The organism is Micromonospora sp. NBC_00389, assembly GCF_036059255.1.
Classification (GTDB): domain Bacteria; phylum Actinomycetota; class Actinomycetes; order Mycobacteriales; family Micromonosporaceae; genus Micromonospora.
The window spans coordinates 4,821,908-4,843,694 of sequence record NZ_CP107947.1 but is presented as its reverse complement, the minus strand read 5'-3'; the positions used below and the strand labels follow the sequence as shown (position 1 = coordinate 4,843,694).

Sequence of the window (21,787 nt, the reverse complement as noted above, 5' to 3'; positions counted from 1 at the left end):
GGTGGTGTGGTCCTTTCGCTCGGTCAGCAGCAGCTGGTGGAGGCGGACGGCGTCCCGTCCGGGCAGCACGGGCTCAGTGGCGCGATCCGGACGTTGCGGAAGCTGACGACATCGGCGGTGCCGTGGTTCTGCAGGCCGATGTAGCCGCGGGCGCTCTGCCGTCCGGCCCCGCCCGGGTCATCCGCGCGGGGCGGGCTGAACGCGGCTTCCGGGGTGTTGACGTACTCGTTGATCAGCTCGCCGTTGCGGTAGACCGAGTAGTGCTGCCCCACCACCCGGATCTCGTAGTCGTTCCAGGTGCCCTTCGGGGTGACCCGCGCGCCGGCCAGGTCGACGCGGTCGAACCCGTACGCCGACCCGCTCTTGTACTGGTCGCCGTCGGGCCGGTCGTAGATCTGCAGTTCGTGGCCGTACTTGATGGCCACCCACTCGGGCCGGGACTCGGCCGGGTGCCCGTGCACGTCCGGGAAGCGGACGAAGACTCCGCTGTTGGCGCGACCGTCGCCGGGCGCGTCGTCGCGCCACTGCAGCTTCAGCGAGAAGTCCCCGTACGTCGCCGTGGGCAGCCAGAGCATGCCGAGGCCGGCGACCGGGCGACTGGTGATCGACCCGTCAGCGTGGCGGGTGAAGCCGCCCGCCCCGACGTGCTCCCACCGGTTGAACGACGCCGCCGAGGTGTCCAGCAGCGGCTGGTAGCCGCTCTTGTCGTCCGACTTGCCGACGCCCGAGCGGGCGGCGGCGCTGGCCAGGCGGCCGTGCTCCTTGTGGTCGATCACGCCCAGGTGGTGCAGGTGCTCGGCGACATCGATGACGTGCTTGACGAACTGGCCGTGGTTCGGCCAGGCCCGCTCGTCCTGAATGGCGTTGTTGATCGTGCAGGCGTCCGCGACCACCCGGTTGGGTACGCCGCTGTCCACCGTGCCGAGCCAGACCGTCGGCCGGGTGTCTGGCACCGGGCAGGCGGCAGGACCGCTGGCGACCACGGTGAAGGTGACCGAGGCGGCGCCCGAGGTGTTGCCGGCCTTGTCGGTGGCCCGATAGCTGAGCGTGCGCGCGCCCGGCTGGTCGACGGTGACCGGCGCCGAGTACCGGGCGTACGTGCCACCGTCGAGGGCGTACTCGATCCGGTCGACGCCCGAGCCCGCGTCCGCGGCGGTGAGGGTGATGGTGGCGCTGCCGAGGTAGGCGCCGGTGTCGTCCTGCTGGCCGGAGAGCGTGGCGGTGGCGGTGGGCGGGGTGGTGTCCGGGGCCGGCGGGTCGACCACGGTGAACGACACCGACTGCGCGGCCGAGGTGTTGCCGGCCTTGTCGGTGGCCCGGTAACTGACCGTGTGCTGGCCGACCTGGTTGACGGTGACCGGCGCCGGGTAGCCGGCGTACGGCTGCCCGTCGAGGGAGTACTCGATCCGGTCCACGCCGCTGCCCGCGTCGGTGGCCGAGATGGTGACCGTGGCGGACCCGACGTACGCCCCGGCGCTGTTCCGCTCGCCGGTCACCGCGGCGGTCGCGGTGGGCGGCGTGGTGTCCTGGGCCGGCGGCTCCACCACCGTGAACGACACCGACTGCGCGGCCGAGGTGTTCCCTGCCTTGTCCGTCGCCCGGTAGCTCACCGTGTGCTGGCCCGGCTGATTCACGCTCACCGGCGCCGAGTAGGCGGCGTACGCGCCGCCGTCGAGGGCGTACTCGATCCGGTCGACGCCCGACTCGGTGTCGGTGGCCGACAAGGTCACCGTCGCCGACCCCACGTACGCGCCGGCGTCGTTCCGCTGGCCGGTCACGCCGGCCGAGGCGGTGGGCGGGGTGGTGTCCGGCGCGGGCGGCCGCACCACGGTGAACGACACCGACTGCGCGGCCGAGGTGTTGCCCGCCTTGTCGGTGGCCCGGTAACTCAGCGTGTGCTGACCCGGCTGGCTCACGGTGACCGGCGCCGAGTAGCCGGCGTACGGCCCGCCGTCGAGGGAGTACTCGACCCGGTCGACGCCCGACTCGGTGTCGGTGGCCGACAGGGTCACCGTCGCCGAGCCCACGTACGCCCCGCTGTCGTCGCGCTCACCGGTGAGCGCGGCCGAGGCGGTGGGTGGGGTGGTGTCCGGTTTCGGGGGTTCGACCACGGTGAACGACACCGACTGCGCGGCCGAGGTGTTCCCCGCCTTGTCGGTGGCCCGGTAACTCACCGTGTGCTGACCCGGCTGGCTCACCGTGACCGGCGCCGAGTAGCCGGCGTACGGCCCGCCGTCCAGGGAGTACTCGACCCGGTCGACACCGGACTCGGTGTCGACAGCCGTGAGGGTGACGGTGGCGGTGCCGACGTACGCGCCGGTGCCGTCGCGCTGGCCGGTGACCGCGGCGGTCACGGTCGGCGGGGTGGTGTCCGGGGCCGGCGGCTCCACCACCGTGAACGACACCGACTGCGGGGTCGAGGTGTTGCCCGCCTGGTCGGTGGCCCGGTAGGTCAGCGTGTGCGAGCCCGCCTGGTTCACGGTGACCGGCGCCGAGTAGGTGCCGTAGGTCCCGCCGTCCAGGGAGTACTCGACCCGGCTCACTCCCGATCCGCTGTCGGTCGCCGACAGCGTCACCGTCGCCGCGCCCAGGTAGGCGCCGTTGCCGTCGCGCTCACCGGTGACCGCGGCCGCCACGGTCGGCGGGGTGGTGTCCGAGTTGCCACCGGTGACGACCAGGAGCCCGGTCATTCCGCCGTGGCCGGGGATCGCGCAGAAGTAGCGGTAGGTGCCTGGGGAGAGGACCACGTCGACGGTCCACCGGCCGCCGTTGGCGTCCGTCGGATCGGCCAGGATGTTCACGTCGACGTCGCTGTTGTACGCCGGGTTGCCGGTGTCGAACGTCAGGGTGTGCTGCATGCCGGTGGTGTTGCCGGTCGCGGCGCTGTTCTCGAAGACGAGCGTCGTCGGCCCGGCGACCGCTGTGGTCGGGGCGGAGCGGTACGCGAGGAAGTTGTCACCGGCGGTCCAGGTGAGCACCTGGGCCTGCAACTGGCGCGGCGGCGACGGCGCGGCGGCGGTGGTCGACGGTTGCGGGTCGACCGGGCGCGCGCTCGCCGGCACCGCCACCAGCCCGGCGGTCACCCACACTAGGGCGGCCGTGGCGACGGCCGCGATCGATTTCCGCAACCGGCCGGCCGGGAGCCGGCCGGGAGGTGGGTATCCGTTCATCAATGCCTCTCTCCCAGGTTCGAGGCGTGCGCCGGCAGGGCAGACGTCCCCCGTCGGTGCCAGATCACCTCTTGTCGAGATATGTCGCCCGAGCGACGAATCGCGTGGCCCCCTCCTGGCCGCACGGGATCCCCGGCCGGGGCGGATGCCACGGCCGTCCGGTGTGGATGGACTCCGTCCTGGTCCGCGGGCGAGCCGGATCGCACGCGTCGTCGGACGGCGTTCAGCGTGGAGCTGATGGGGTGAGGGTTGCGCCTCGGAGCTGAGGAGGCGTCATCGAGTAGGGACGGACATCGGTCAAACCCACCGAATCTGCGGGCCACGGGTCGTACCGCTGACCCGGGGTGCCATCCCTGGTTGGGTCGGTGGCCGCCGGACGTGTTGCGCCGTCTGGGGCCATCGATCGAGACTCACCGCGCCGTCGGTTAATCTCGATGAAACATATTGATGGTTACGGACACTACTAAGTTGGTCTCGAGGTGTCCAGAGCTTTCGTCGCCCCCGGCTCTACTTTTCTCTAAAGCGACGAAAGTCCGCAGCGTTGCCGACCACAATTGCGTTACACCAGGTCAGACATCCATATCGAACGATGAATTGGTGGGGAGGGTCAGGTGCGCCTGCACGTGGGTTGCGCCTCCGATCCAGAGGCACGGCGTAGCACCGAGTTGGTCGGGTGCCGGATTTGGTTGCGCATCGCGCCGTGGCGGGGGTCGGAGGTGCATTATCCATCTGCTGCTGCGGCAGCCGGATGACCCCAGGCGGGAGAGGAATCATGACCCTGCTGGACGCGATCCCGCCGTCACGGGCGTCGCTGCCACCGCGTCTGCCCGTGCATCTGTGGCCGGCGACCACCAGATGCGAGTCCGGCGGGATCCGCGTGGGTGGCGTTGCGCTGACGGACATCGCCGAGGAGTTCGGCACGCCGACCTATGTCCTGGACGCGGAGGACGTGCGTGCCCGCTGTCGCGAGTACGCGGCCGGCGAGGTAGAAGGGCAGCCCCGCCGTACGGCGCGTTCAGCCATGAGTAACAGCTTGTCGCTCAGCGGATTCACAACAAGGTGACGCACAGTTGAGCTGGGTCAAACTGGTTCTGGAGGTATCTCATGGGTCCTGTGCTCGGCATCGTGAGCCTGATTTTGCTGCTGATGCAGCTGCTGCTGGTTGCCCGCGTGGTGCTCGACTGGAGCGTGGCGCTCGCCGGTCCCTCGGCGCCCGGGTCGATCCGGTCGCGGCTGTCCGCCGGAGCGCGAGCGGTCACCGAGCCGATCCTCGCTCCAGTTCGGCGGTTCCTGCCCCCGTTGCGGTTGGGCACGGTCTCGATCGACTTGGCGTTCATCGTCGTGTTCATCGCGATCCTGGTGATCCGCCAACTAATCAGCTGACCCCCCTTCCCCGCACGCCGAACGGGGCGTCCGAAGATCAAGCGGTCAACCGATGTCGTGAGCCGGCGTCCTTCGAACCCTGTGGCTCGGCCGTGCGGACACGTTCAGCCCCACGCCGTCGTACCGTGTCACTCCCGGCGCGCCCATCGGCATGCCCGGACGTTGACCTGCTCAACGGGCTGTGACGCTGCGTGGGGCGCGGTCGGCGGCAGATGTGCGCAGTCGCTGGTCAGTTGACGGTCACGATGACCTTTCCGAGGGCGCGTCCCTCTCCGACGTGGGCCAACGCCTCGGGCACCTCGTCGAGGGTGAAGGCTCGGTCGATGTGGATGGCGAGGTTGCCCGTGGCGCAGAGGTCGGCCACCGGTTCGAAGTGGGTCGGCCCTTCCTTGACGGCGAGCACGCCCAGCCGGCGGTGTGTGAGTCGGCCGGCCGCCGCGCCGATCGTCAGTATGCGCAGCAGCGCCGAGACCGATCCGCCGACGCACCGGTAACGGCCGCCGGGGGCCAGTGCCCGGCGGTAGGCGAACACCGACCGGTGCGCGACCAGATCGAGGATGAGGTCGTACGGGCCGCTGCGGGTGAAGTCCTGGCTGCGGTAGTCGATCACCTTGTCCGCGCCGACCGACCGCATGAAGTCGAGCTTGCCGGCGTTGTCGACGCCGGTCACCTGGGCGCCGAGTCGCTTGGCGAGCTGAATCGCGAATGAGCCCGATCCTCCGCCGGCACCGTTGATCAGGACCCGTTTCCCGGCTGCGGCGCCTTTGGTCCCCTGCCACGCGATTACGCCCGCCTGCGGGATCGCCGAGGCCTCGGCGAAGGTAAGGGCGGCGGGCTTGCGGGCCAGAACCGACTCGGGAGTGATCGCGTACTCGGCGAAACCGCCCTTGAGCATGAGGTTGTCGCCGTACACCTCGTCACCGGGTCGCAACCGGGTGACGGCCGGGCCCACCGCCTCGACCCATCCGGCGATGTCCGAGCCGAGTGTCCGGCGTGCCGGCGAGCGCAGCCCACCGATGCGCGAATACAGTGGTGAGCCTTGCAGGGTCTCCCAATCGCTCAGGTTGACCGAGGTCGCCGCAATCTTGACGAGCACCTGCCGGGCAGTGGGAGACGGCTTGGGGACGTTCTCGATCCGCAACACATCCGGGGGCCCGTACCTGTCGTACACGATCGCTCTCATCCGCGTACCCCTAGCCCTTCGTGCAAATAGTCCAGCCGCAGTACGTCCAAGGCCAGCAGGCAACGGCTTCTTGGTAGCACACAGAGACGAGCGACTGACCGACAAGGAAGCTGCCGGCGACGGCGGGGTAGGTGTCCGGGGGCTCGGGGTGGTGGCGGGTCCAGGATGGGCGATGAGTTCCGGTGCCGAATCGTTTCTACTCCAGTGCCGAGCAGAGGGAGAACGTGATGAGCGAAGCTGAAGTCCTGATGGAAGGCATCGTTTTCGGCGAGTCACCGCGCTGGCACGACGGGCGGGTCTGGTTCTCCGACTGGGGCGCCAACCAGGTGATCTCGCTTGACGTCGACGGTAGCCACGAAGTGGTGGCAACCGTCGCGTCGTTTCCGATGTGCATCGACTTCCTGCCGGACGGGCGGCTGCTCGTCGTGGACTCGGCCCAGCGTCGGTTGCTGCGCCGTGAGCCGGACGGGTCGCTGGTCGAGCATGCCGACTTGTCCGCGGTTTCGGACAAGCCGTGGAACGACATCGTGGTCGACGACCGGGGAAACGCCTATGTCAACAGCATCGGTTTCGACTTTCCCGGGGGCGAGTTCGCACCGGGCCTGGTCGTGCTTGTCACCCCCGAGGGCGACGTCGAGCAGGTAGCCGACGACCTCGCGTTCCCCAACGGCATGGCGATCAGCCCGGACGGCGCGGCCCTGGTCGTTGCCGAGTCGTACGCGAGCCGGCTCACCGCCTACGACATCGGCAGCGACGGGGTCCTCAGCAATCGACACGTGTGGGCAGAGACGCCCGATGACCACCCCGACGGGATCTGCATGGACGCCGAGGGCGCCGTCTGGTACGCCGACGTCGGCAACCAGCGCTGTGTTCGGGTACACGAGGGCGGCGAGGTGCTGGCCACCGTCGGCTTTGATCGCGGAGCCTTCGCCTGCGTGCTCAGCCGCGGGCGGGACCCGCGGTTGTTCGTCGTCGGCCAGGCGTGGGGTGGACCGGAGCCGTCGCAACCTAGCGGGAGGATGGTGGCGTTCCCGGCGCCCGCACCGGGAGCCGGGAGACCTTGACCCGGACGCTACGCACGCTCGGTCGGCGGCATGTGAGGACGTCCGTGAGCCCTGTTACCGGCACGAAGTAAGACGAGGGCAGTAGAGCTTGTCGCGCCCTCCCACGGTGGTCATGCTGTTGCGGTGTTTCGTCGCCTGCAAGCAGACGATCTGCTGATCACGTCGGGGCCGGAGGCAGAGGTGTTCCGGGTGCCTTTGCAACCGTTCTCGTTCGTGTCCGCGCTCCGGTGGTGCGGCCACCGGCAGGAGCTGATCATGACCGCTGCTACAGCCGGGCAACGTGTCCCCGACGTATGGGCCAATGACCGAGGTGATCTACGCCTGTTCCGGTGCGACCCGCGCGACGGCGTCTGGCAGCAGATCTACCGTGGCTACGCGCACGATCCGGTGTGCCTGCCCGCGGGCGGATACGTGGTGCATCGCGGCGCCGGCCTGACCCTGCTCCACGGGCAGGGCGCGGTGGTGCGCGAGGTGAAGGTCGGGCGGTTCAGCTGGGGGCCGCCGTCGCTGTCGGTCAGCCCTGCCGGGGACACGGTGGCGTGGGTGCGGTGGATAGGCGATGACCAGCGGCTGTGCCTTGAGAGCGTGGAACCGGGGCGGTCGACCCAGTTCCGCACGCGGGCGTACCGGTACGCGTGGCTCGACTCGCAGACCCTGGTCTACATCCACGGTGCCCGCCCCCGCCTGCTGGATATTGCCTCCGGTGACACCCGGCGGTTCGGGCAGGGGTTGCGCAACCACGTGCGCAAAGGCGTGGCCGGGGCTACGGCCCAGTTGCAAGCGCTTGCCGAGCTACCAGCCGATCAACTGTGGGAGTTCTACCATGATCTTCAGGTGTTAGGCGACGACGTGTGGTTCTCCGCGACGTTGACCGAAAAGGGCGGCTCACGCCGGGTCGACGGGCTCTTCCAGACGGATCCCGCCGGCACCCACCTGAACCTGGTCGCGGCCATGTCGCCCAACGACCGCGTCGAAGGGTTCTTCGCTCTCCCCGACCGAAGCGCGCTAATCCTTGTCGCCACGTACCAAGGCACCACCATCGTCGACCACAGTCAGATGGCCGTCGGACCGATAGCCGAGTTCCTGGCCTCGGGATGGTCCCCGCTGCTGACCAGCAACCATGCAGAGTTCGGCTTCCACCGCCTCCCCGGGCCCCTCGCGGACGCCTGATAGGGAACGCGCGCTCATCGGCAGTTCCGGGCGCCTGCGGTGCGCCGTCCGCCGTCACATAGCGTGACGCGCGGATCGCGGCTACCTGTTAGCCGGTGGTACGACCGCAGCCCGGCCAGGCTTGGTCGAGGTGACCGGTGGGGTCGCTCTCATCGCGGCTGCCCACCGCAGGTTGGTGTGGCTCTCATCTGGCGTGCGCCCCGCCGGTCACCGCGGCGGAGAGAGGCTCAAGAGGGGACTGCCCGGCTCAAGGTAGCGCTGCCCTCCCGTCGACGAACACCGTCGGATCGAGGGAGGACACGATGGCCCAGGTCATCATCGGCGTGGACCCGCACAAGCGTTCCGCCACCATCGAAATCATCAACGCCCGGGAGAAGGCGCTCGGGCAGGGCCGGTTCGGCACCGACCGCGACGGCTACCAGGCCATGCTCGCCGCCGGCCGCAAGCACAAGGACCGCCTTTGGGCGGTCGAGGGCTGCAACGGCATCGGCCGGCACGTCGCTCAACGCCTGGTCGCTGACGGCGAGACCGTCGTGGACGTTCCCGCGAAGCTGTCCGCCCGGGCCCGGGTGTTCGCCACCGGTCAGGGCCGCAAGACCGACCCGGTCGACGCCCGCAGCGTCGCTGTGGTCGCCCTGCGCACCGAAGGTCTGCGGCAGGTCGTCACCGACGACACCACAGTCGCGTTACGGCTGCTGGTCGACCGCCGTGACCAGCTCGGCCGCGCCCGCACCGACGTGGTCTCCCGGTTGCACCACCTGCTACTCGAACTGGTGCCCGGCGGTGCGAAAAAGGACCTGTCCGCCCAACAGGCCCGCGCCCTGCTGGGCACTGTGCGCCCGCGCGACGTGGTCGGCAAGACCCGCCGCCGGTTGGCCTCCGAGCTGATCGGCGAACTCAGCGTCATCGACAGGAAGATCAAAACCGCGAAACAGGAGCTCACCGACCTGGTCAACAACACCGGAAGCCGGCTGATGGACCTGACCGGCATCGGGCCGTCCGGCGCGGCCCGCCTGCTCGGCGACATCGCAGACATCCACCGGTTTCCCAGTCGTGCCCACTTCGCCTCGTGGAACGGAACCGCACCGATCGACGCCTCGTCCGGCGACCAGAACCGGCACCGGCTCTCCAGAGCCGGGAACCGGCGCATCAACCGGGCGCTGCACATCATGGCCATCGTCCAGCTACGACGTAACACCGAAGGTCGCCGCTACTACCGACGCAGACTGGCCGCGGGCAAGACCCCGATGGAAGCCCTACGGGCGCTGAAGCGGCGCCTGTCCGACATCGTCTACCGGCAGATGACGGCCGACGCGAAGCTGGTCAGGACGGGTCCGGGAGGACACACGGGGGCGACTCTGCAATCCAGCGCGGCCGACCTGAACCCCGAGATCGACACTTCCGACATCGGTCGGAACTGGTGACGCGACCACCCACAACGCCTTCCGGCATCACGAGCATGGCGCGCACGGCGCCGGTGCCAAGGCCAAGCCCCTGCGGGGTGGGCCTACGGCCCAGCCGTTGACCCCGGCACCGCACACACGCCTGCCCGAAACCCAATGCCGGAACCGGAAAAATCAACGTCAGCCGGTCAAACCCCAGCCTTGACCGGCCCCGCTCCTTCATGGATGACACAGAGGGGAGCCAGATCCGGACGTGCCGAGTACTCGTAGGCAATGCCGGCTAGGGTGCGTCGCAGAATTCGGGCTGGTGGCCGTAGCGAGCGGATGAAGAGGGTTTGGGTCAGCCTGGGGCAAGGAGGCAGAACTCGTTGCCTTCCGGGTCGGCGAGGACGGTCCACGGGACATCGTTTTGACCTAGGTCGATGGCGGTGGCGCCGAGAGTCCGCAGTCTGGCCGCCTCGGCCTTCAGGTCGTCACCCGGGCATGGGCGGACGTCGAGATGGACGCGGTTCCACACGGTCTTCACGTCGGGTGTGCAGATGAACTGCGGATATGGGCCGACGCCCTTGGCGGAGTGGTCGATTGCGGTCACCGGCGCGCCGCTGCCGCCGTGGTGACCAGTCGCCCCCGGTCGGCGCCGCGAGTCGTACTTCGTCTCCCGGCAGGATCGCGGCACCCCCGCCGCCTCGCCACGCTCACTATCCGAGATCAACTGGAACAGGGTGGTAGGGCACCGCCGTTCGAGCGGGCGAGCGGCGGGACAGTAGGTGTCCGGTCAGTGCGGCGGCGAGGCCGGCCAGCCCGGCCGCCGCGAAGCCGGCCGCCGGCACGGAGAGGTCGATCGCCACGCCGACGAGCGGGGATCCGAGCGCGAAGCCAGCACTCTGCGCTGACGATTGCAGACCTGTCGCCTCACCCCGCACGCCGGCCGGCGCCAGCCGGCTCACCGCGTCGGCAACCGTGGCAAGGGTCGGCGCGGTGAGTAGCCCGCTGCCGACGACGGCCACGCACAACCAGGGCCAGTCGTGGGCGAGCCCGGCGGGAATCGTCACAAGCCCGAGCAAGCCGAGCAGCAGCCACGTGGGCAGCGGCCGGGTCAGCGCGCCGTAGATCAGTCCGCCGACGACGGACGACGTGCCGAACACCACTACGACCACGGCAGCCCAGGACACCTGACCTGCTTCTTGCAGCGTGGCGACGATGGCGAGGTCGACGCCGCTGAGCAGCGTCGTGGTGCCGAACGCCATCGTCAGCGCGGCGATCATTCCGGCGCCCAGCCACTGCCTGCGCGGGGGCCGTCCGGCCGCGCTGGCATCCGCCTCGGCATCGGCACGCACCGGGGGGTTGAGCAAGGCGATTCCGGCTCCGCCGGCCACGATCGCGGCACCGACCCCCCACGCCACCACATCGGGGGACATCGTCGCCGCACACAGGATCACCACCGCCGGGCCCACGATGTACGACAGCTCGCCCTGCACTGATTCCAGCGCAAACGCGGCCCGGCGCTGCTCCGTTGTCGTCATCGCGGCGATCGCCTGCCTGCTCACCGCCTGGGCCGGCACCATCAGCAGACCCGCCACGAAGCTGGCGACCAGCAGGAACCCATACGGCAGGATCGGTACGCTCAGCCAGAACGCGACCTGCACTACGACGGTTACCAGCAGCACGGTGCGCGGGCCCCGCGAGTCGATCATGCGGCCGAACAGCGGCCCGCCCAGCGCCACTCCGGCGGTCAGGGCCGCGGCGACCCCGCCCGCTGCGGCGTAGCTCAGCTCCAGGCCCAGCACGACATACATCGTCAGCGCCATCACGTCAGCCGTGATCGCGGCCCGGGCGAGCAGCGAAACGCCCAGCAGCGATGCCATCCCTGGCACGGCTAGCACCTGTCGGTATCCGGTCACCAGCGTGACGTTAAATCATCCCTCACGGCATAAGAAGTGGGCAATTTGTTGGAGCTGGCATAATGAATGCTTATGGCCAGAGATCTTGAGACCGCGTTGCTGCGGTCGTTCGTCACCGCCGTGCGGGCGGGCAGCATCAGCCGCGCCGCGACCGCGCTCGGGCATACACAGCCCGCGCTCAGCCAGCAGTTGCGCAAGCTCGAGAGCGTTGTCGGCCGTCCGCTGCTTTACCGGTCGCCGTCTGGCGTCTCGCCGACCCGGGCGGGTGAGGAGCTCCTGCCGTACGCCGAACGCATTCTCTCGCTCTCCGCCCAGGCACTCACCGAAACCGGACGCGCGCTTACCGGCCACTGCGTCGTCGGGTTGCTCGAAGACCTCGCCGAGTCCCAGCTTTCGCAGGCCCTCGCCGACCTCGCCCGGCTGCACCCCGGCGCGACGCTGGAGGTGCTCAGCATTTCCAGCGCCGCGATGCGGGAGGCCTACGACGCGGGCCGCGTCCAACTCGTGCTCGACGCGGTGCCGGACGTTCCCGGGCCGCCGCGCTGGACGGTACGCCGCCCGCTGGTCTGGGCGATCGGCCAGGGTGTGGACGTGGCTGCCGATCCGCTGCCGGTGGTGCTGTTCTCGAACCCGTGCTCCTGGCGTACGTCAGTGCTGGAAACGCTGGAACGTGCCGATCGGCGCTGGCGGGTGGCGTTCGAAAGCAACAGCCTGATCGGTGTGCTCGCCGCGGTACGGGCCGGGCTCGGCGTCGCGGCGCTCATGCCCGCGAACCTCGAACCGGTCATGGCCTGCCACGACGCGGACGCCCTGCCCACCCTGCCGGACGTCGAGCTCGGTCTCGCACGGCACCCACGGACCGAAGGTAATCCGCTGATCGATGCCGTGGAGACCGCGCTACGTCGCATGGTCTGAGCACGAGCCCGTCGAGACCCCGAGCATGTCGTGCCCACCTTCGAACGCACGCACATCGGCTACTTGTTTCATTGACCTGCGACCGTGGCCCGGCCAGGCAGACCTCGCTGGGTGGCTCTCGAAGCACCGGGGTCGGGCACGGACAATACCGTTCGTGCCCGACCCCGGGTGCGTTAGCTCAGCCCGCGCCTATGCCTACCGGCGCGGCCGGCCGTTGCCGTCCAGCCACGGGTCCTCCGGCCGCGGCCGGTCGAACGTGGGGCGTGCCTCCGTCCAGTGGCCGCGGGTGAAGTCGGGCACCTTGACCGACTTGAAACCCTTGCCCTTCAGCGACTCGTGGCTGAGCGGGATTACCGAGCACCACGCCGCCGAGTCGTAGACGTCGATGTCCGGGGTCATGCCCAGGCGCATCAACTGGACCATCCGGAAGATGGAGATGAAGTCGCCGCCGCCGTGCCCACCGTACTGGCTGGCCAGGTTCTGCAGGGCCGGCCAGATCCAGTGGTCGTGCTGGTTCATGATCGTGCTGAAGGCACTGCCGGTCCGCCACGCGTGGTTCGTGTGACCGAGCGACTCCAGGTAGATCCGGGCGTTGTCCAGTTCCAGGGAACCCCGGGTCCCGGTGAGCGTGGTCTCCCGGCTGTACGGGTGGGGCGAGTTCACGTCGTGCTCGACCCGGATGAACCGGTCGTTGACGGTCTTGATGAAGACCTGCTTGCGGTCCCCGGAGATGTAGGGATCGTCGTCCCAGGCCGGGTGGTCCGCGCCGACCCGCGGGTCCTCCTCGCGGAACAGGGCCAGCGCCTTGGGCCGCGAGGCGACCGCGACGAGTTCGTCGAAGCGGTCGCCGCGGTTGATGTCCAGGCAGGCCGAGACCGGCCCGAGCCCGTGCATCGGGTAGTGGGCGGCGTTCATCCGGGTTTGCCAGCGCCGCCGCCAGTGCTCCGGGTAGTAGGCACCCCCGAAGGTGTACGGCCAGCGCAGGTCGTGGACGTATCCACCGGAGGCGTGCTGCAACTCGCCGAAAAGCCCCGCCTTGGCCATGTTGAACATCTGCATCTCGGGGCGGAAGTAGTTCACGTTCTCCAGCAGCATGCAGTGCTTGCCGGTGCGCTCGGAGGTGCGGACCAGGTCCCAGATGTCGTCCAGGTGCGGCGCGATCGGCAGCTCGATGGCAACGTGCTTGCCGTGCTCCATGGCCGCCTTGGCCATCGGGTGGTGCCACTCCCACGGCGTGGCGATATAGATCAGGTCGATATCGTCGCGGCGGACGAGCCGCTCGAAGTCCTCCTCGCCGTTGGAGTAGCCGACCGGCTCCTTGTCCTGGAAGCCCTGGGCCATGACTCGGCTGATGGTCTCCGCGACGTGGTCGGGCCGGATGTCGCAGACCGCGGTGATCGTGGAGACGGCGGCCCACCGCATGGCCTGGTCTCCGCCGCGGTTGCCAAGCCCGATGATGCCGACGCGCACCTCGTCGAAGCCCTCAAAGGGCACGTTGGCCATGGACTTCTCTTTGCCCTTGATCCGGGCAGGTTCGGCCGCGGGCGCCGCACTGGCCGCCGCGCCCGGCAGTAGGGCACCGCCCAGTCCGGCCGCGGCGCCCAGCGCGCCCACGCCCTTCAGGACGTTGCGCCGCGAGGGGTGGGATCTGGCTGCCTCGGTGGACTCGCTCGGGATGGCTTCGTTGGGACTCACGTGGATCAGCTCCTCTGCGGGAATGTGACGTGTCACGCGAAATTTCAAGCAGTATCGATCACTCCACTTGCGAGCGCAATGGCCGATCAGAGATCTTCTGCTTGAAGGTGATCGTTTGACGCACGATCCTGGCACAATTGCTTAACCATGCTGGCCGACGCGAGGGGTCAGTCAGCACCGGACCACCTGGCCCGGCTACCTCCGGCACCCTGGCCCGGGTGCCCAGCGGTCAGCCGTCGAGGATGACCGACCGGGACAGATTGCGCGGCTGGTCCGCGTCGAGCCCTGCTGCCCCGGCCCGCAGCAGGCACAACTGATGGACGCGGACCAGATCGGCGAGCGGATCCACCTCGGACCACTCGAAGTGTCCGCCAGCGGCCCGGACCTGGTCCGCCAGGCCGACGGGAACCTCTCCGAGCGCCCAGACGACTCGGCCGGGCCCGGTGATGCTGAGCGGACCGTGCCGGTACTCCATGGCGGGGTAGGACTCGGTCCACAGTTGAGTCGTCTCGCGTAGCTTCAAGGCCGCCTCGTGCGCGAGCCCGACCGTCCAGCCGCGTCCGAGGAAGGTGATCTGGTCAGCCGTCGCGGCCGGGCTCGTCGCGTCGACGCCACGATCGAGAACCTGCCGTGCCTGTTCGGCGACCGGACGTAGGTCGTGACCGAGGGCCGCCCGCAACAGCGCGAGCGTGGTCGTCGCGAAGCGAGTCTGTACGACCGAACGCTCGTCGACGTCGCTGAGCACGACCGGACGGGCCATGCTCACCGCCGGTGATGTCGCGTCGGCGGTGATGACGGTGGTCGGCGCGCTGTCCCGGCGCTGCTTGAGGACGTCGAGCACCTCGGTCGTGGTGCCCGAGCGGGTAATGCAGAGCACCCGGTCGTAGCCACGGCCGAGTTGGTGTTCACTGGCCGGCCACGCGTCGGTGATGCCCTCGCCGGCGCTCTCGCGCAGGGCCGCGTAGGCCTGGGCGACGAATAGCGATGTTCCACATCCGAGCACCGCGACTCGCTCGCCGGGCTGCGGAAGGTCCATCGCCACGGACGGCAGCACGTCCAAGACACGGAGCCAGTCACACGGCTGGGTCTTGATCTCGGCCGCCAGGAAGGTTCCTTCACTCATCGGGTGCCTCGTCCTCGTGGTTCATGCGAGCGGGTTTGGAGGGCCTCCAGAATGGAGCGATCTGATCAAGTCTGTCAAGAAAGTCACGGAATCAGTCAGGAACACGCATCGAGATCCGAGAGGGACCGTCCACGACCGGAGCAGCAGTTACAGCGGCAGGCCTTGACGTTGCTCGGGGCGGCAACGCAGAATTCCCCCAGCGGCGGCTTGATCGTGGAAGATTCCGACCAGAACCAGTCACGAACGATCACAGCCAGCCAGGATTCCGATCACGACTTTGGCGATGTCCTTGCGCCGGTGGAGGCGGATATGAAGAGATTCGTGCGTTCGTGGGCAGCCGTAGCGGTTGCCGGCCTGGCGCTGACAGGTTGCGGGTTCGGCGGCGACGACGGGCAGAGTGAGGGCGGCAGCACGCTGTCGTTCCTTGTGCCCAGCTACAGCGACGGCACCAAGGCGCTCTGGGAGGGCATCATCGCCGAGTTTGAGGCGGCTCACCCGGACATCAACGTGGAGCTCGAGATCCAGTCCTGGGACAACATCAACGATGTTGTCCGTACCAAGGTCCAGTCGAACGCCGCACCGGACATCCTCAACATCGACGCCTTCTCCGGTTTCGCGGCGGACGATCTGTTGTACTCCGCCGACGAAGTGGTCTCGGCCAACACCAGGGCGGACTTCCAGCAGTCCTTTGCGGACAACGCCTCGATCGACGGCACCATGTACGGCCTGCCACTGATCGCCTCGGCCCGCACCATGCTCTACAACACCGAACTGTTCGAGCGGGCCGCCGTCGCGGCACCGCCGAAGACGTGGGACCAGTTGCTCGACGCGGCGAAGAAGGTGGCCAGTCTCGGCGACGGCGTCTACGGCTACGGCATGCCGCTGGGCAGCGAGGAGGCCCAGGCGGAGACTTCAATCTGGACCTTCGGCAACGGCGGATCGTGGACCAACGGGTCGACCATCGCGGTCAACACCCCCGCGAACCTCGAAGCCGTCACGTTCATGAAACGGATGATCGACGAAAAGGCCACCCAGCCCGACCCCGGGGCGTCCGACCGGACCCCCATGCTGGACGTGTTCATCCAGGGCAAGATTGGCATGGTGGTGGCGCTCCCGCCAACCGTCAGGCAGATCGCGGAGAAGAACCCGAGCCTCAAGTACGCGAGCACGCCGATTCCCACCAAGGACGGTCAGCCGATGACCCTCGGGGTCGCCGACCACCTGATGGCGTTCAAGAACGAGGGTGACAAGCAGGAAGCGCTCAAGACCTTCCTGGACTACGTGTTCAGCGCACCGGTCTACACGAAGTTCGTCGACACCGAGGGATTCCTGCCCACCACCAAGTCCGGTGCAGCGGCGCAGGCGGGCAAGACGGAGATCGCGAGCTTCCTCGAGGTCCTGCCGAACGCCAGGTTCTACCCCAGCACGAACCCGCATTGGGCGGCGACCCAGGGCGCGATGCAGAGCCTGATGGGACAGATTGGGCAGGGCAAGGATCCCAGGGCGGTGCTGGATGAAATTCAGGCCAAGGCCAACGGCTAGCCTGCGCGGTTAACAAATGATGACCAACCAACTGGTGGAAGTGCCGGCACCCGCGGTCTCTGCGCGTCGTCAGGCACGCCGGGACCTGGTGGCGGCACTTCCATGGCTGTTGCCGACGCTGACGCTGATTGTCACTATCGTCCTGTTCCCGGCCGGCTATCTGGTCTGGACCTCGACCCGGGACGTCTCGCCAGTCGGGGTCGACCGCGGCTCGGCCGGGTTCGACAATTATGTGACGCTGTTCGACTCCCCCGCGTTGGGCAGGGTGCTGCTCAACACCGCGATATGGGTGGTCGGCGTCGTCGTGGTGACGCTGCTCGTCTCGATGGCGCTCGCGCAATTCCTTGACAAGGCCTTCCCTGGACGCCGACTGGTTCGACTCGCGGTCATCGTCCCGTGGGCGGCCAGTGTCGTGATGACGTCTACCGTCTTTTACTACGGACTCGATCCCTTTTACGGCGTCATGAACCAGTTCCTGGTCGACCTCGGGATTTTGGATACCGGGTTCGGCTTCACCCGACAGCCGGTGCCGGCCTTCCTGGTGGCCATGGGAGTGGCGGTGTTCGTCTCGCTGCCGTTCACCACGTACACGATCCTCGCCGGGCTGCAGATGGTGCCGCGCGAGGTGGTGGAAGCCGCCTCAGTGGACGGCGCCGGCTCGGTGCGGACCTACTGGAGCGTGATCTTCCCGGTCCTGCGGCCAGCGATCGCCGTCGCCGTGCTGATCAACATCATCAACGTCTTCAACTCGCTGCCCATCCTCCGCACGCTGACCGGCAGCATTCCCGGGTACGACGCAGACACCACCACTACGTTGATCTTCAAATACATCCAGCAGGACCGCCAGGTCGAGACGGCGAGCGCACTGAGTGTCGTGAACTTCGTCATCGTCCTCGCGGTCATCGGTATCTACCTCCGGGTTGTCCGGCCGATGAGGGACGTGTGAGCCTTGGCGACGACGGCAACGAGATCTCAGGGCGATGAGCGCGCCAAGAAATCGGTGCGCGTCAGCGGAGACAACGGTCGCACCCGGAGCCGTGGCGGGCAGCGCCACGGCCGCCGCCGATGGTTGATGACATTGGCCGGCGCGGTGGTGGCGTTGTTCTTCCTGGCACCCTACCTGGTGATGTTGATCGGCTCGTTCAAGCGGCACTCGGAGATCCTGCGCATTCCGGCCACATACCTGCCGACCGAATGGGTGCCATCGAACTACGCGTCGATGTGGTCCACGCCGGAGACACCGCTCGCCTACAACCTCGTCTCCACCGTCATCATCTCTGCCTGCGGGACACTGCTGGTCCTGGTGGTGGCCATGCCCGCCGCCTATTACACGGCCAAGCACCGCTTTCCCGGACGACTGGCGTTCCTGCTCCTGGTGCTGGTGACCCAGATGCTCCAGCCGACCGTACTCGCGGCGGGACTGTTCCGGCAGTTCCTCGCGATCGGCATCGACGACACCTGGCTCGCTATGATCCTCGTCAACGGCGCGTTCAACCTCAGCTTCGCGGTGTGGATCATGCACAGCTTCTTCGCCGGGGTTCCCAAGGAGATAGACGAGGCGGCAATGATCGACGGTGCCAGCAAACTGCAGACGCTGCGGCGGGTAACCCTGCCGGTGGTCTGGCCGGGCATCGTCACCGCGATCATCTTCACGTTCGTCGCGTGCTGGAACGAGTTCGCCGCCAGCCTCGTCATCTTGACCACGGCGGAGAACCAGCCGCTGACCGTCGCCATCACAAAATTCGTCGGTCAGTACGATTCGGCGTGGCAATACGTCTTTGGAGTCTCTATCGTCGGCATCGTGCCCGTGATCATTCTCTTCGCGTTGGTTGAAAAGCGCCTGGTGGCAGGTCTCACGGCGGGGGCCATCAAGTGAGCACGGCCGAGGCCGCCACCGACCGGGCGGACGGCCGCGACCGCGCCCAGCGCCTGCAGGCGCTGCTCGACATCCTGGGCGCGCGCGGCAGGCTGTCCGTCGCCGAGGCGGCCAGCGCCCTGCAGGTCTCCGAGGCGACGGTCCGCCGGGACTTCACCACCCTGGCGGAGCAACAATTGGCGGCTCGGACGCACGGCGGTGTCGTGGCCACGTCCGTCTCGTACGACCTGCCGGTCCGCTACCGGGGCCGGGGCGACAACGGCGCCAAGGAGCGCATCGCCGCGATCGCCTGCGAGCTCGTCGAACTGGGCGACGTGGTCGCGTTCAACGGTGGCACCACCACATCCGCGACGGCCCGACGCCTCGCCGCGCGGGTCGACCTCGCCCAGGCCGTTCAGCGGCCGGCCGTGACGGTAGTGACGAACGCACTCAACATCGCCACCGAGATGGTGCTGCGACGCCACGTCCGTACCGTCATCCTCGGCGGTGTGGCACTGCCTCAGTCGTACGAGCTGACCGGGCCGCTGGCGACGATGGTCCTGAACGAGCTATGGCTCGATGTGCTGATCCTCGGGGTCGACGCGTTCTCCCCCGACGGCGGCACGTCCTGTCACGACGAGGGCGAGGCCGGCATCGACGCGACGATGGTCCGGCGGTCCCGTCGGGTCGTCGTCGTGGCCGGCTCGGAAAAGCTGGGCCGGCACTCCTTTGCCCGGATCTGCGACGTCAACGCAGTGGACGTCCTGGTGACCGACGACGGCGCGGACGCGAAGGTCGTCGCCGACCTACGCGCCGCCGGGGTCAACGTGCTGCTGGCCTGAGGCCGGCCCGGCGGGCCGGAGTTGGCGAGGTCGATGCGCCAGTCAATGTGGCTATCGTTGGCCAGGTATGCCGATTAGGGTCGGCGGCATGACGCCAGCCCTTGCCGCCAGCGCCTTCGACTCGCTGCGCCTCGACGCCGTGCCCGACCAGGAGGCGCTGCGCCGGGCCTACGAACTCCCCAGCGACGCGGCCGTGCGCAAGCAGATGACCGAACTCACCGAGCAGACCCGGCGGTTGATCGGCTGCTCGTCGCTGGTCCTGGTCGCCAGCGTGGACGCCGAGGGCAACTGTGACGTCTCCCCGCGCGGCGGCCCCGCCGGGTTCGTCGCCGTCCTGGACGCACGGACCGTGGCGATACCGGACGCGACTGGCAACAAGCGTCTAGACACCCTGCAGAACGTCATCGCGACCGGACGGGCCGGGCTGCTGTTCATCATCCCGGGGCGCACCACGACGCTCAGACTGAACGGCCGGGCCTGCGTCTCCACTCGCCCCGATCTGCTGTCGCAGCTGACCGCCGTGGGCAAGCCGCCGGCCAGTGCGCTGGTGGTGGGAATCGACGAGGTCTACCCGCACTGCCCCAAGTCGCTCCTGCGCACCGGGGTCTGGGAGCCGGAGAAGTGGCTGCCAGCGGACGCGCAGCCGACCTCGGCCGAGGTGACGCTGGCCCAGCTGCGGATGCCGGAGCTGACGATCGCTGACATCGAGCAGGCGGAGGCGGACTCGCTGAAGTACCGGTACGAGTAACGAGCCGCACAGCGATTGCGCCGAGCACCGCCCTTGTCAATCGGACCTTGACGACGGTCGGACGCAGCGGGGGCGGGTGGCGCTGGTCGCGATGAGGCCGTGGCGGGGATGCGGCGCGTGCACCCCGGACAGGCCCCCGAGTGCCGCCGCCGGCGGCGGGAGTGTCGGCGCCTCACAGCCGGCGGCACCACCCCGCAGGCCTGGCCCGATTACCAGCGCTGGTCGAAGGCGCTTTAGGAGTACGGGCGGACCTCGGGAGCCTTCTAACCGCGCTCGTCCGGAGGCTGCTCTTTCGTCAGGTGGAGCAGCCAACCCTCACCGGTCCGGATGAGCGCGTATCGCCGACGGCCGGCGCGGCCGTTCAACGTGAACAGCATTCGACGCTCGGTGCGGTCGTGCTCCTCCCAGGTGCCGATGTCGGCGATCGACTTGTCGGCGTCCTCATAGATGAGGTGATCGAGGTGGTGGTCGGGCACGGCGATCGCGAGCCGGTTGTCGTCGGGACTGTCCGGCAGGCCGCGAGGCACCGCCCAGGAGCGCAGCACACCGTCCTCCTCGAGCCGCAGGTCAAAGTGCGGTCGTGGTTTGCGGTGGTGGTGCAGGACGAATGCAGGTGCCACTCTCACCATTGTCCGCACACACCGGTCCCACCGCCTGCCGATGGATGCGCTACTGCTCAACCTGTTCAACCGCAGACTCACCCGGCACCCGCAGACCTCAGTCTTCCTCCGGCCTCGTCCCGGATCTTGTCGCCGCTGACTACGACGGAGAGTTGCGTCGGCTCGGCACGACGCCTGGTGATGTGGTCCACGTCTATCGCCGTGCAGCCGCCGATGGCAGCCAGAAGCAGCTCCACCGGCGTGAAGCTGGTTCCCGGTGACATCGCACGGACGAGGACGCACTGACCACGTCGGCAGGGCTGACCCGGCTACAGGAGGTCGATGAGCTGCGGCGGGACCTCGCACGTCAGCCCCACCGAGTTCATCCGATCGGTGAGCGGCTCGCCATCCGCGGTCGGCACCACGAAGCGCGGCCGGCGGCCGGCGGCGAGATCGGCGGCATACCGCTCGCGGGCCTCGACGAGGGTCTCCCAGTCGCCCAGCCACGCGTTGACCGGATGATCGCCCGCCAACAGGTCGCGGTCCAGGTCACGCACCCGCGCCACCATGGCGGTCACTGCGTCGTTCTGCTCCCGGATCGAGCGCGCCCGCGCGTCGGCGGGTGAGTCGGGAGGTACAGCCTTCGCCGCCACGGTGGCGCGCATCGTGGCGCACGCGCTCTCGGCCACCTCGCTGACCGGTGGATTGTCGATCAGCTCGGGCCGGTCGTGGTTCGCGTACGTCCAGAGGCCGGCGCAAAACACGACGACGCCTCCGACCGCGATCACGACGACCAGGGCGGCGCCGAGGACCCACCACCCCGCGCTCCCCCGCCCCGACGGCGCGGGGCGGGCACCGGGGTACGGCGGGAGTGTGGGCGGACGGCTCACGCCTGTATCGTGTCGACCCCGGTCAAGGACCGCCAGCAGGCCGTCGAACCGATCACGATGCTCAGCTGGGCGCGGAGCGTCGCGGAACTCGACCCTGCGAGCCAAGCTGGCCGGAGCACCCGTGTCGACGAGTACCGGCGCGGGCACGGGTGAGCGAGCGGTGCCACCGACGGCGAGCAGATCCGTGTCACTCCTCAGCGCTTGTCGGTTGGGAAGGCACCCGTTTCCTTCACGCCCATCGCACAACCCATCCCGGGCCTGCCGGTTCCATCGATCACTCGTCCTCGTCATCGCCTTCTGCCGG

Annotated in this window: 20 protein-coding genes; 11 read left to right on the top strand and 9 right to left on the bottom strand. The window is 68.6% G+C overall.

All coding sequences use genetic code 11. The features are described 5' to 3' along the window. Nucleotides 1-23: 23 nt before the first annotated feature. Nucleotides 24-3,170 (bottom strand): OmpL47-type beta-barrel domain-containing protein, encoded by a 3,147-nt coding sequence (locus OG470_RS23030; protein ID WP_328415339.1) that lies wholly within the window; start codon nucleotides 3,168-3,170, stop codon nucleotides 24-26. 772 nt (nucleotides 3,171-3,942) lie between these two features. Between OG470_RS23030 and OG470_RS23025 the strand changes: the two genes are divergently transcribed. Further along, on the top strand, nucleotides 3,943-4,233 hold the full coding sequence (locus OG470_RS23025) for a hypothetical protein (protein ID WP_328415337.1): 291 nt from the start codon (nucleotides 3,943-3,945) through the stop codon (nucleotides 4,231-4,233). 41 nt (nucleotides 4,234-4,274) lie between these two features. Then, on the top strand, nucleotides 4,275-4,553 hold the full coding sequence (locus tag OG470_RS23020) for a YggT family protein (protein ID WP_328415335.1): 279 nt from the start codon (nucleotides 4,275-4,277) through the stop codon (nucleotides 4,551-4,553). Between the two features lie 229 nt (nucleotides 4,554-4,782). On the opposite strand, the gene OG470_RS23015 is transcribed toward OG470_RS23020, so the two are convergent. After that, nucleotides 4,783-5,736: an NAD(P)-dependent alcohol dehydrogenase gene (locus OG470_RS23015; protein WP_328415334.1), complete on the bottom strand. Its 954-nt coding sequence runs from the start codon at nucleotides 5,734-5,736 to the stop codon at nucleotides 4,783-4,785. Nucleotides 5,737-5,963: 227 nt separating this feature from the next. On the opposite strand from OG470_RS23015, the gene OG470_RS23010 reads away from it, so the two are divergent. The 3 genes from OG470_RS23010 (at nucleotide 5,964) to OG470_RS23000 (ending at nucleotide 9,394) form a co-directional block, all read left to right on the top strand. After that, the gene (locus OG470_RS23010) at nucleotides 5,964-6,800 is read left to right on the top strand and encodes an SMP-30/gluconolactonase/LRE family protein (protein ID WP_328415332.1); all 837 of its coding nucleotides are present in this window, start codon (nucleotides 5,964-5,966) and stop codon (nucleotides 6,798-6,800) included. A gap of 123 nt (nucleotides 6,801-6,923) precedes the next feature. Then, nucleotides 6,924-7,970 carry a hypothetical protein gene (locus OG470_RS23005; protein ID WP_328415330.1) on the top strand — a complete coding sequence of 349 codons (1,047 nt, stop codon included), beginning with the start codon at nucleotides 6,924-6,926 and terminating at the stop codon, nucleotides 7,968-7,970. A gap of 302 nt (nucleotides 7,971-8,272) precedes the next feature. Next, entirely contained in the window at nucleotides 8,273-9,394 is a 1,122-nt protein-coding gene (locus tag OG470_RS23000) for an IS110 family transposase (protein WP_328415329.1), read from the top strand. Nucleotides 9,395-9,713: 319 nt separating this feature from the next. Here OG470_RS23000 and OG470_RS22995 read toward each other — a convergent pair whose 3' ends face one another. After that, entirely contained in the window at nucleotides 9,714-9,965 is a 252-nt protein-coding gene (locus tag OG470_RS22995; protein ID WP_328415327.1) for a VOC family protein, read from the bottom strand. 106 nt (nucleotides 9,966-10,071) lie between these two features. Continuing rightward, nucleotides 10,072-11,274 carry an MFS transporter gene (locus OG470_RS22990; protein ID WP_328415325.1) on the bottom strand — a complete coding sequence of 401 codons (1,203 nt, stop codon included), beginning with the start codon at nucleotides 11,272-11,274 and terminating at the stop codon, nucleotides 10,072-10,074. 72 nt (nucleotides 11,275-11,346) lie between these two features. On the opposite strand from OG470_RS22990, the gene OG470_RS22985 reads away from it, so the two are divergent. Then, entirely contained in the window at nucleotides 11,347-12,189 is an 843-nt protein-coding gene (locus tag OG470_RS22985; RefSeq protein ID WP_328415323.1) for a LysR family transcriptional regulator, read from the top strand. Between the two features lie 195 nt (nucleotides 12,190-12,384). Here OG470_RS22985 and OG470_RS22980 read toward each other — a convergent pair whose 3' ends face one another. Both OG470_RS22980 and OG470_RS22975 read right to left on the bottom strand, forming a co-directional pair. Beyond that, nucleotides 12,385-13,884 carry a Gfo/Idh/MocA family protein gene (locus OG470_RS22980; protein WP_328415321.1) on the bottom strand — a complete coding sequence of 500 codons (1,500 nt, stop codon included), beginning with the start codon at nucleotides 13,882-13,884 and terminating at the stop codon, nucleotides 12,385-12,387. Between the two features lie 229 nt (nucleotides 13,885-14,113). Further along, nucleotides 14,114-15,007, bottom strand: a complete 894-nt coding sequence (locus tag OG470_RS22975; protein ID WP_328415319.1) for an SIS domain-containing protein — start codon at nucleotides 15,005-15,007, stop codon at nucleotides 14,114-14,116. Nucleotides 15,008-15,169: 162 nt separating this feature from the next. Between OG470_RS22975 and OG470_RS22970 the strand changes: the two genes are divergently transcribed. The 5 genes from OG470_RS22970 (at nucleotide 15,170) to OG470_RS22950 (ending at nucleotide 19,994) form a co-directional block, all read left to right on the top strand. Next, complete coding sequence (locus tag OG470_RS22970; RefSeq protein WP_328415317.1) at nucleotides 15,170-16,549, top strand: extracellular solute-binding protein; 1,380 nt, start codon at nucleotides 15,170-15,172, stop codon at nucleotides 16,547-16,549. Nucleotides 16,550-16,568: 19 nt separating this feature from the next. Next, nucleotides 16,569-17,495: a carbohydrate ABC transporter permease gene (locus tag OG470_RS22965; RefSeq protein ID WP_328415316.1), complete on the top strand. Its 927-nt coding sequence runs from the start codon at nucleotides 16,569-16,571 to the stop codon at nucleotides 17,493-17,495. 3 nt (nucleotides 17,496-17,498) lie between these two features. Then, nucleotides 17,499-18,425 (top strand): carbohydrate ABC transporter permease, encoded by a 927-nt coding sequence (locus tag OG470_RS22960; protein ID WP_328415314.1) that lies wholly within the window; start codon nucleotides 17,499-17,501, stop codon nucleotides 18,423-18,425. Beyond that, nucleotides 18,422-19,246, top strand: coding sequence for a DeoR/GlpR family DNA-binding transcription regulator (locus OG470_RS22955; protein WP_442930945.1), 825 nt, complete (start codon nucleotides 18,422-18,424; stop codon nucleotides 19,244-19,246). Before OG470_RS22960 ends, OG470_RS22955 begins: the two co-directional genes overlap by 4 nt. Nucleotides 19,247-19,334: 88 nt before the next feature. Continuing rightward, nucleotides 19,335-19,994 (top strand): MSMEG_1061 family FMN-dependent PPOX-type flavoprotein, encoded by a 660-nt coding sequence (locus tag OG470_RS22950; RefSeq protein WP_328415312.1) that lies wholly within the window; start codon nucleotides 19,335-19,337, stop codon nucleotides 19,992-19,994. Between the two features lie 263 nt (nucleotides 19,995-20,257). Here the strand turns inward: OG470_RS22950 and OG470_RS22945 are convergent, their stop codons facing one another. The 3 genes from OG470_RS22945 to OG470_RS22935 all read right to left on the bottom strand — a co-directional run bounded on the left by OG470_RS22945 (nucleotide 20,258) and on the right by OG470_RS22935 (nucleotide 21,483). Continuing rightward, nucleotides 20,258-20,623, bottom strand: coding sequence for a DNA polymerase ligase N-terminal domain-containing protein (locus OG470_RS22945; RefSeq protein ID WP_328426552.1), 366 nt, complete (start codon nucleotides 20,621-20,623; stop codon nucleotides 20,258-20,260). A gap of 68 nt (nucleotides 20,624-20,691) precedes the next feature. Next, on the bottom strand, nucleotides 20,692-20,877 hold the full coding sequence (locus OG470_RS22940) for an OsmC family protein (RefSeq protein WP_328415310.1): 186 nt from the start codon (nucleotides 20,875-20,877) through the stop codon (nucleotides 20,692-20,694). A 45-nt stretch (nucleotides 20,878-20,922) separates the two neighbouring features. Continuing rightward, the gene (locus tag OG470_RS22935; RefSeq protein ID WP_328415308.1) at nucleotides 20,923-21,483 is read right to left on the bottom strand and encodes a hypothetical protein; all 561 of its coding nucleotides are present in this window, start codon (nucleotides 21,481-21,483) and stop codon (nucleotides 20,923-20,925) included. Nucleotides 21,484-21,787: the final 304 nt, after the last annotated feature.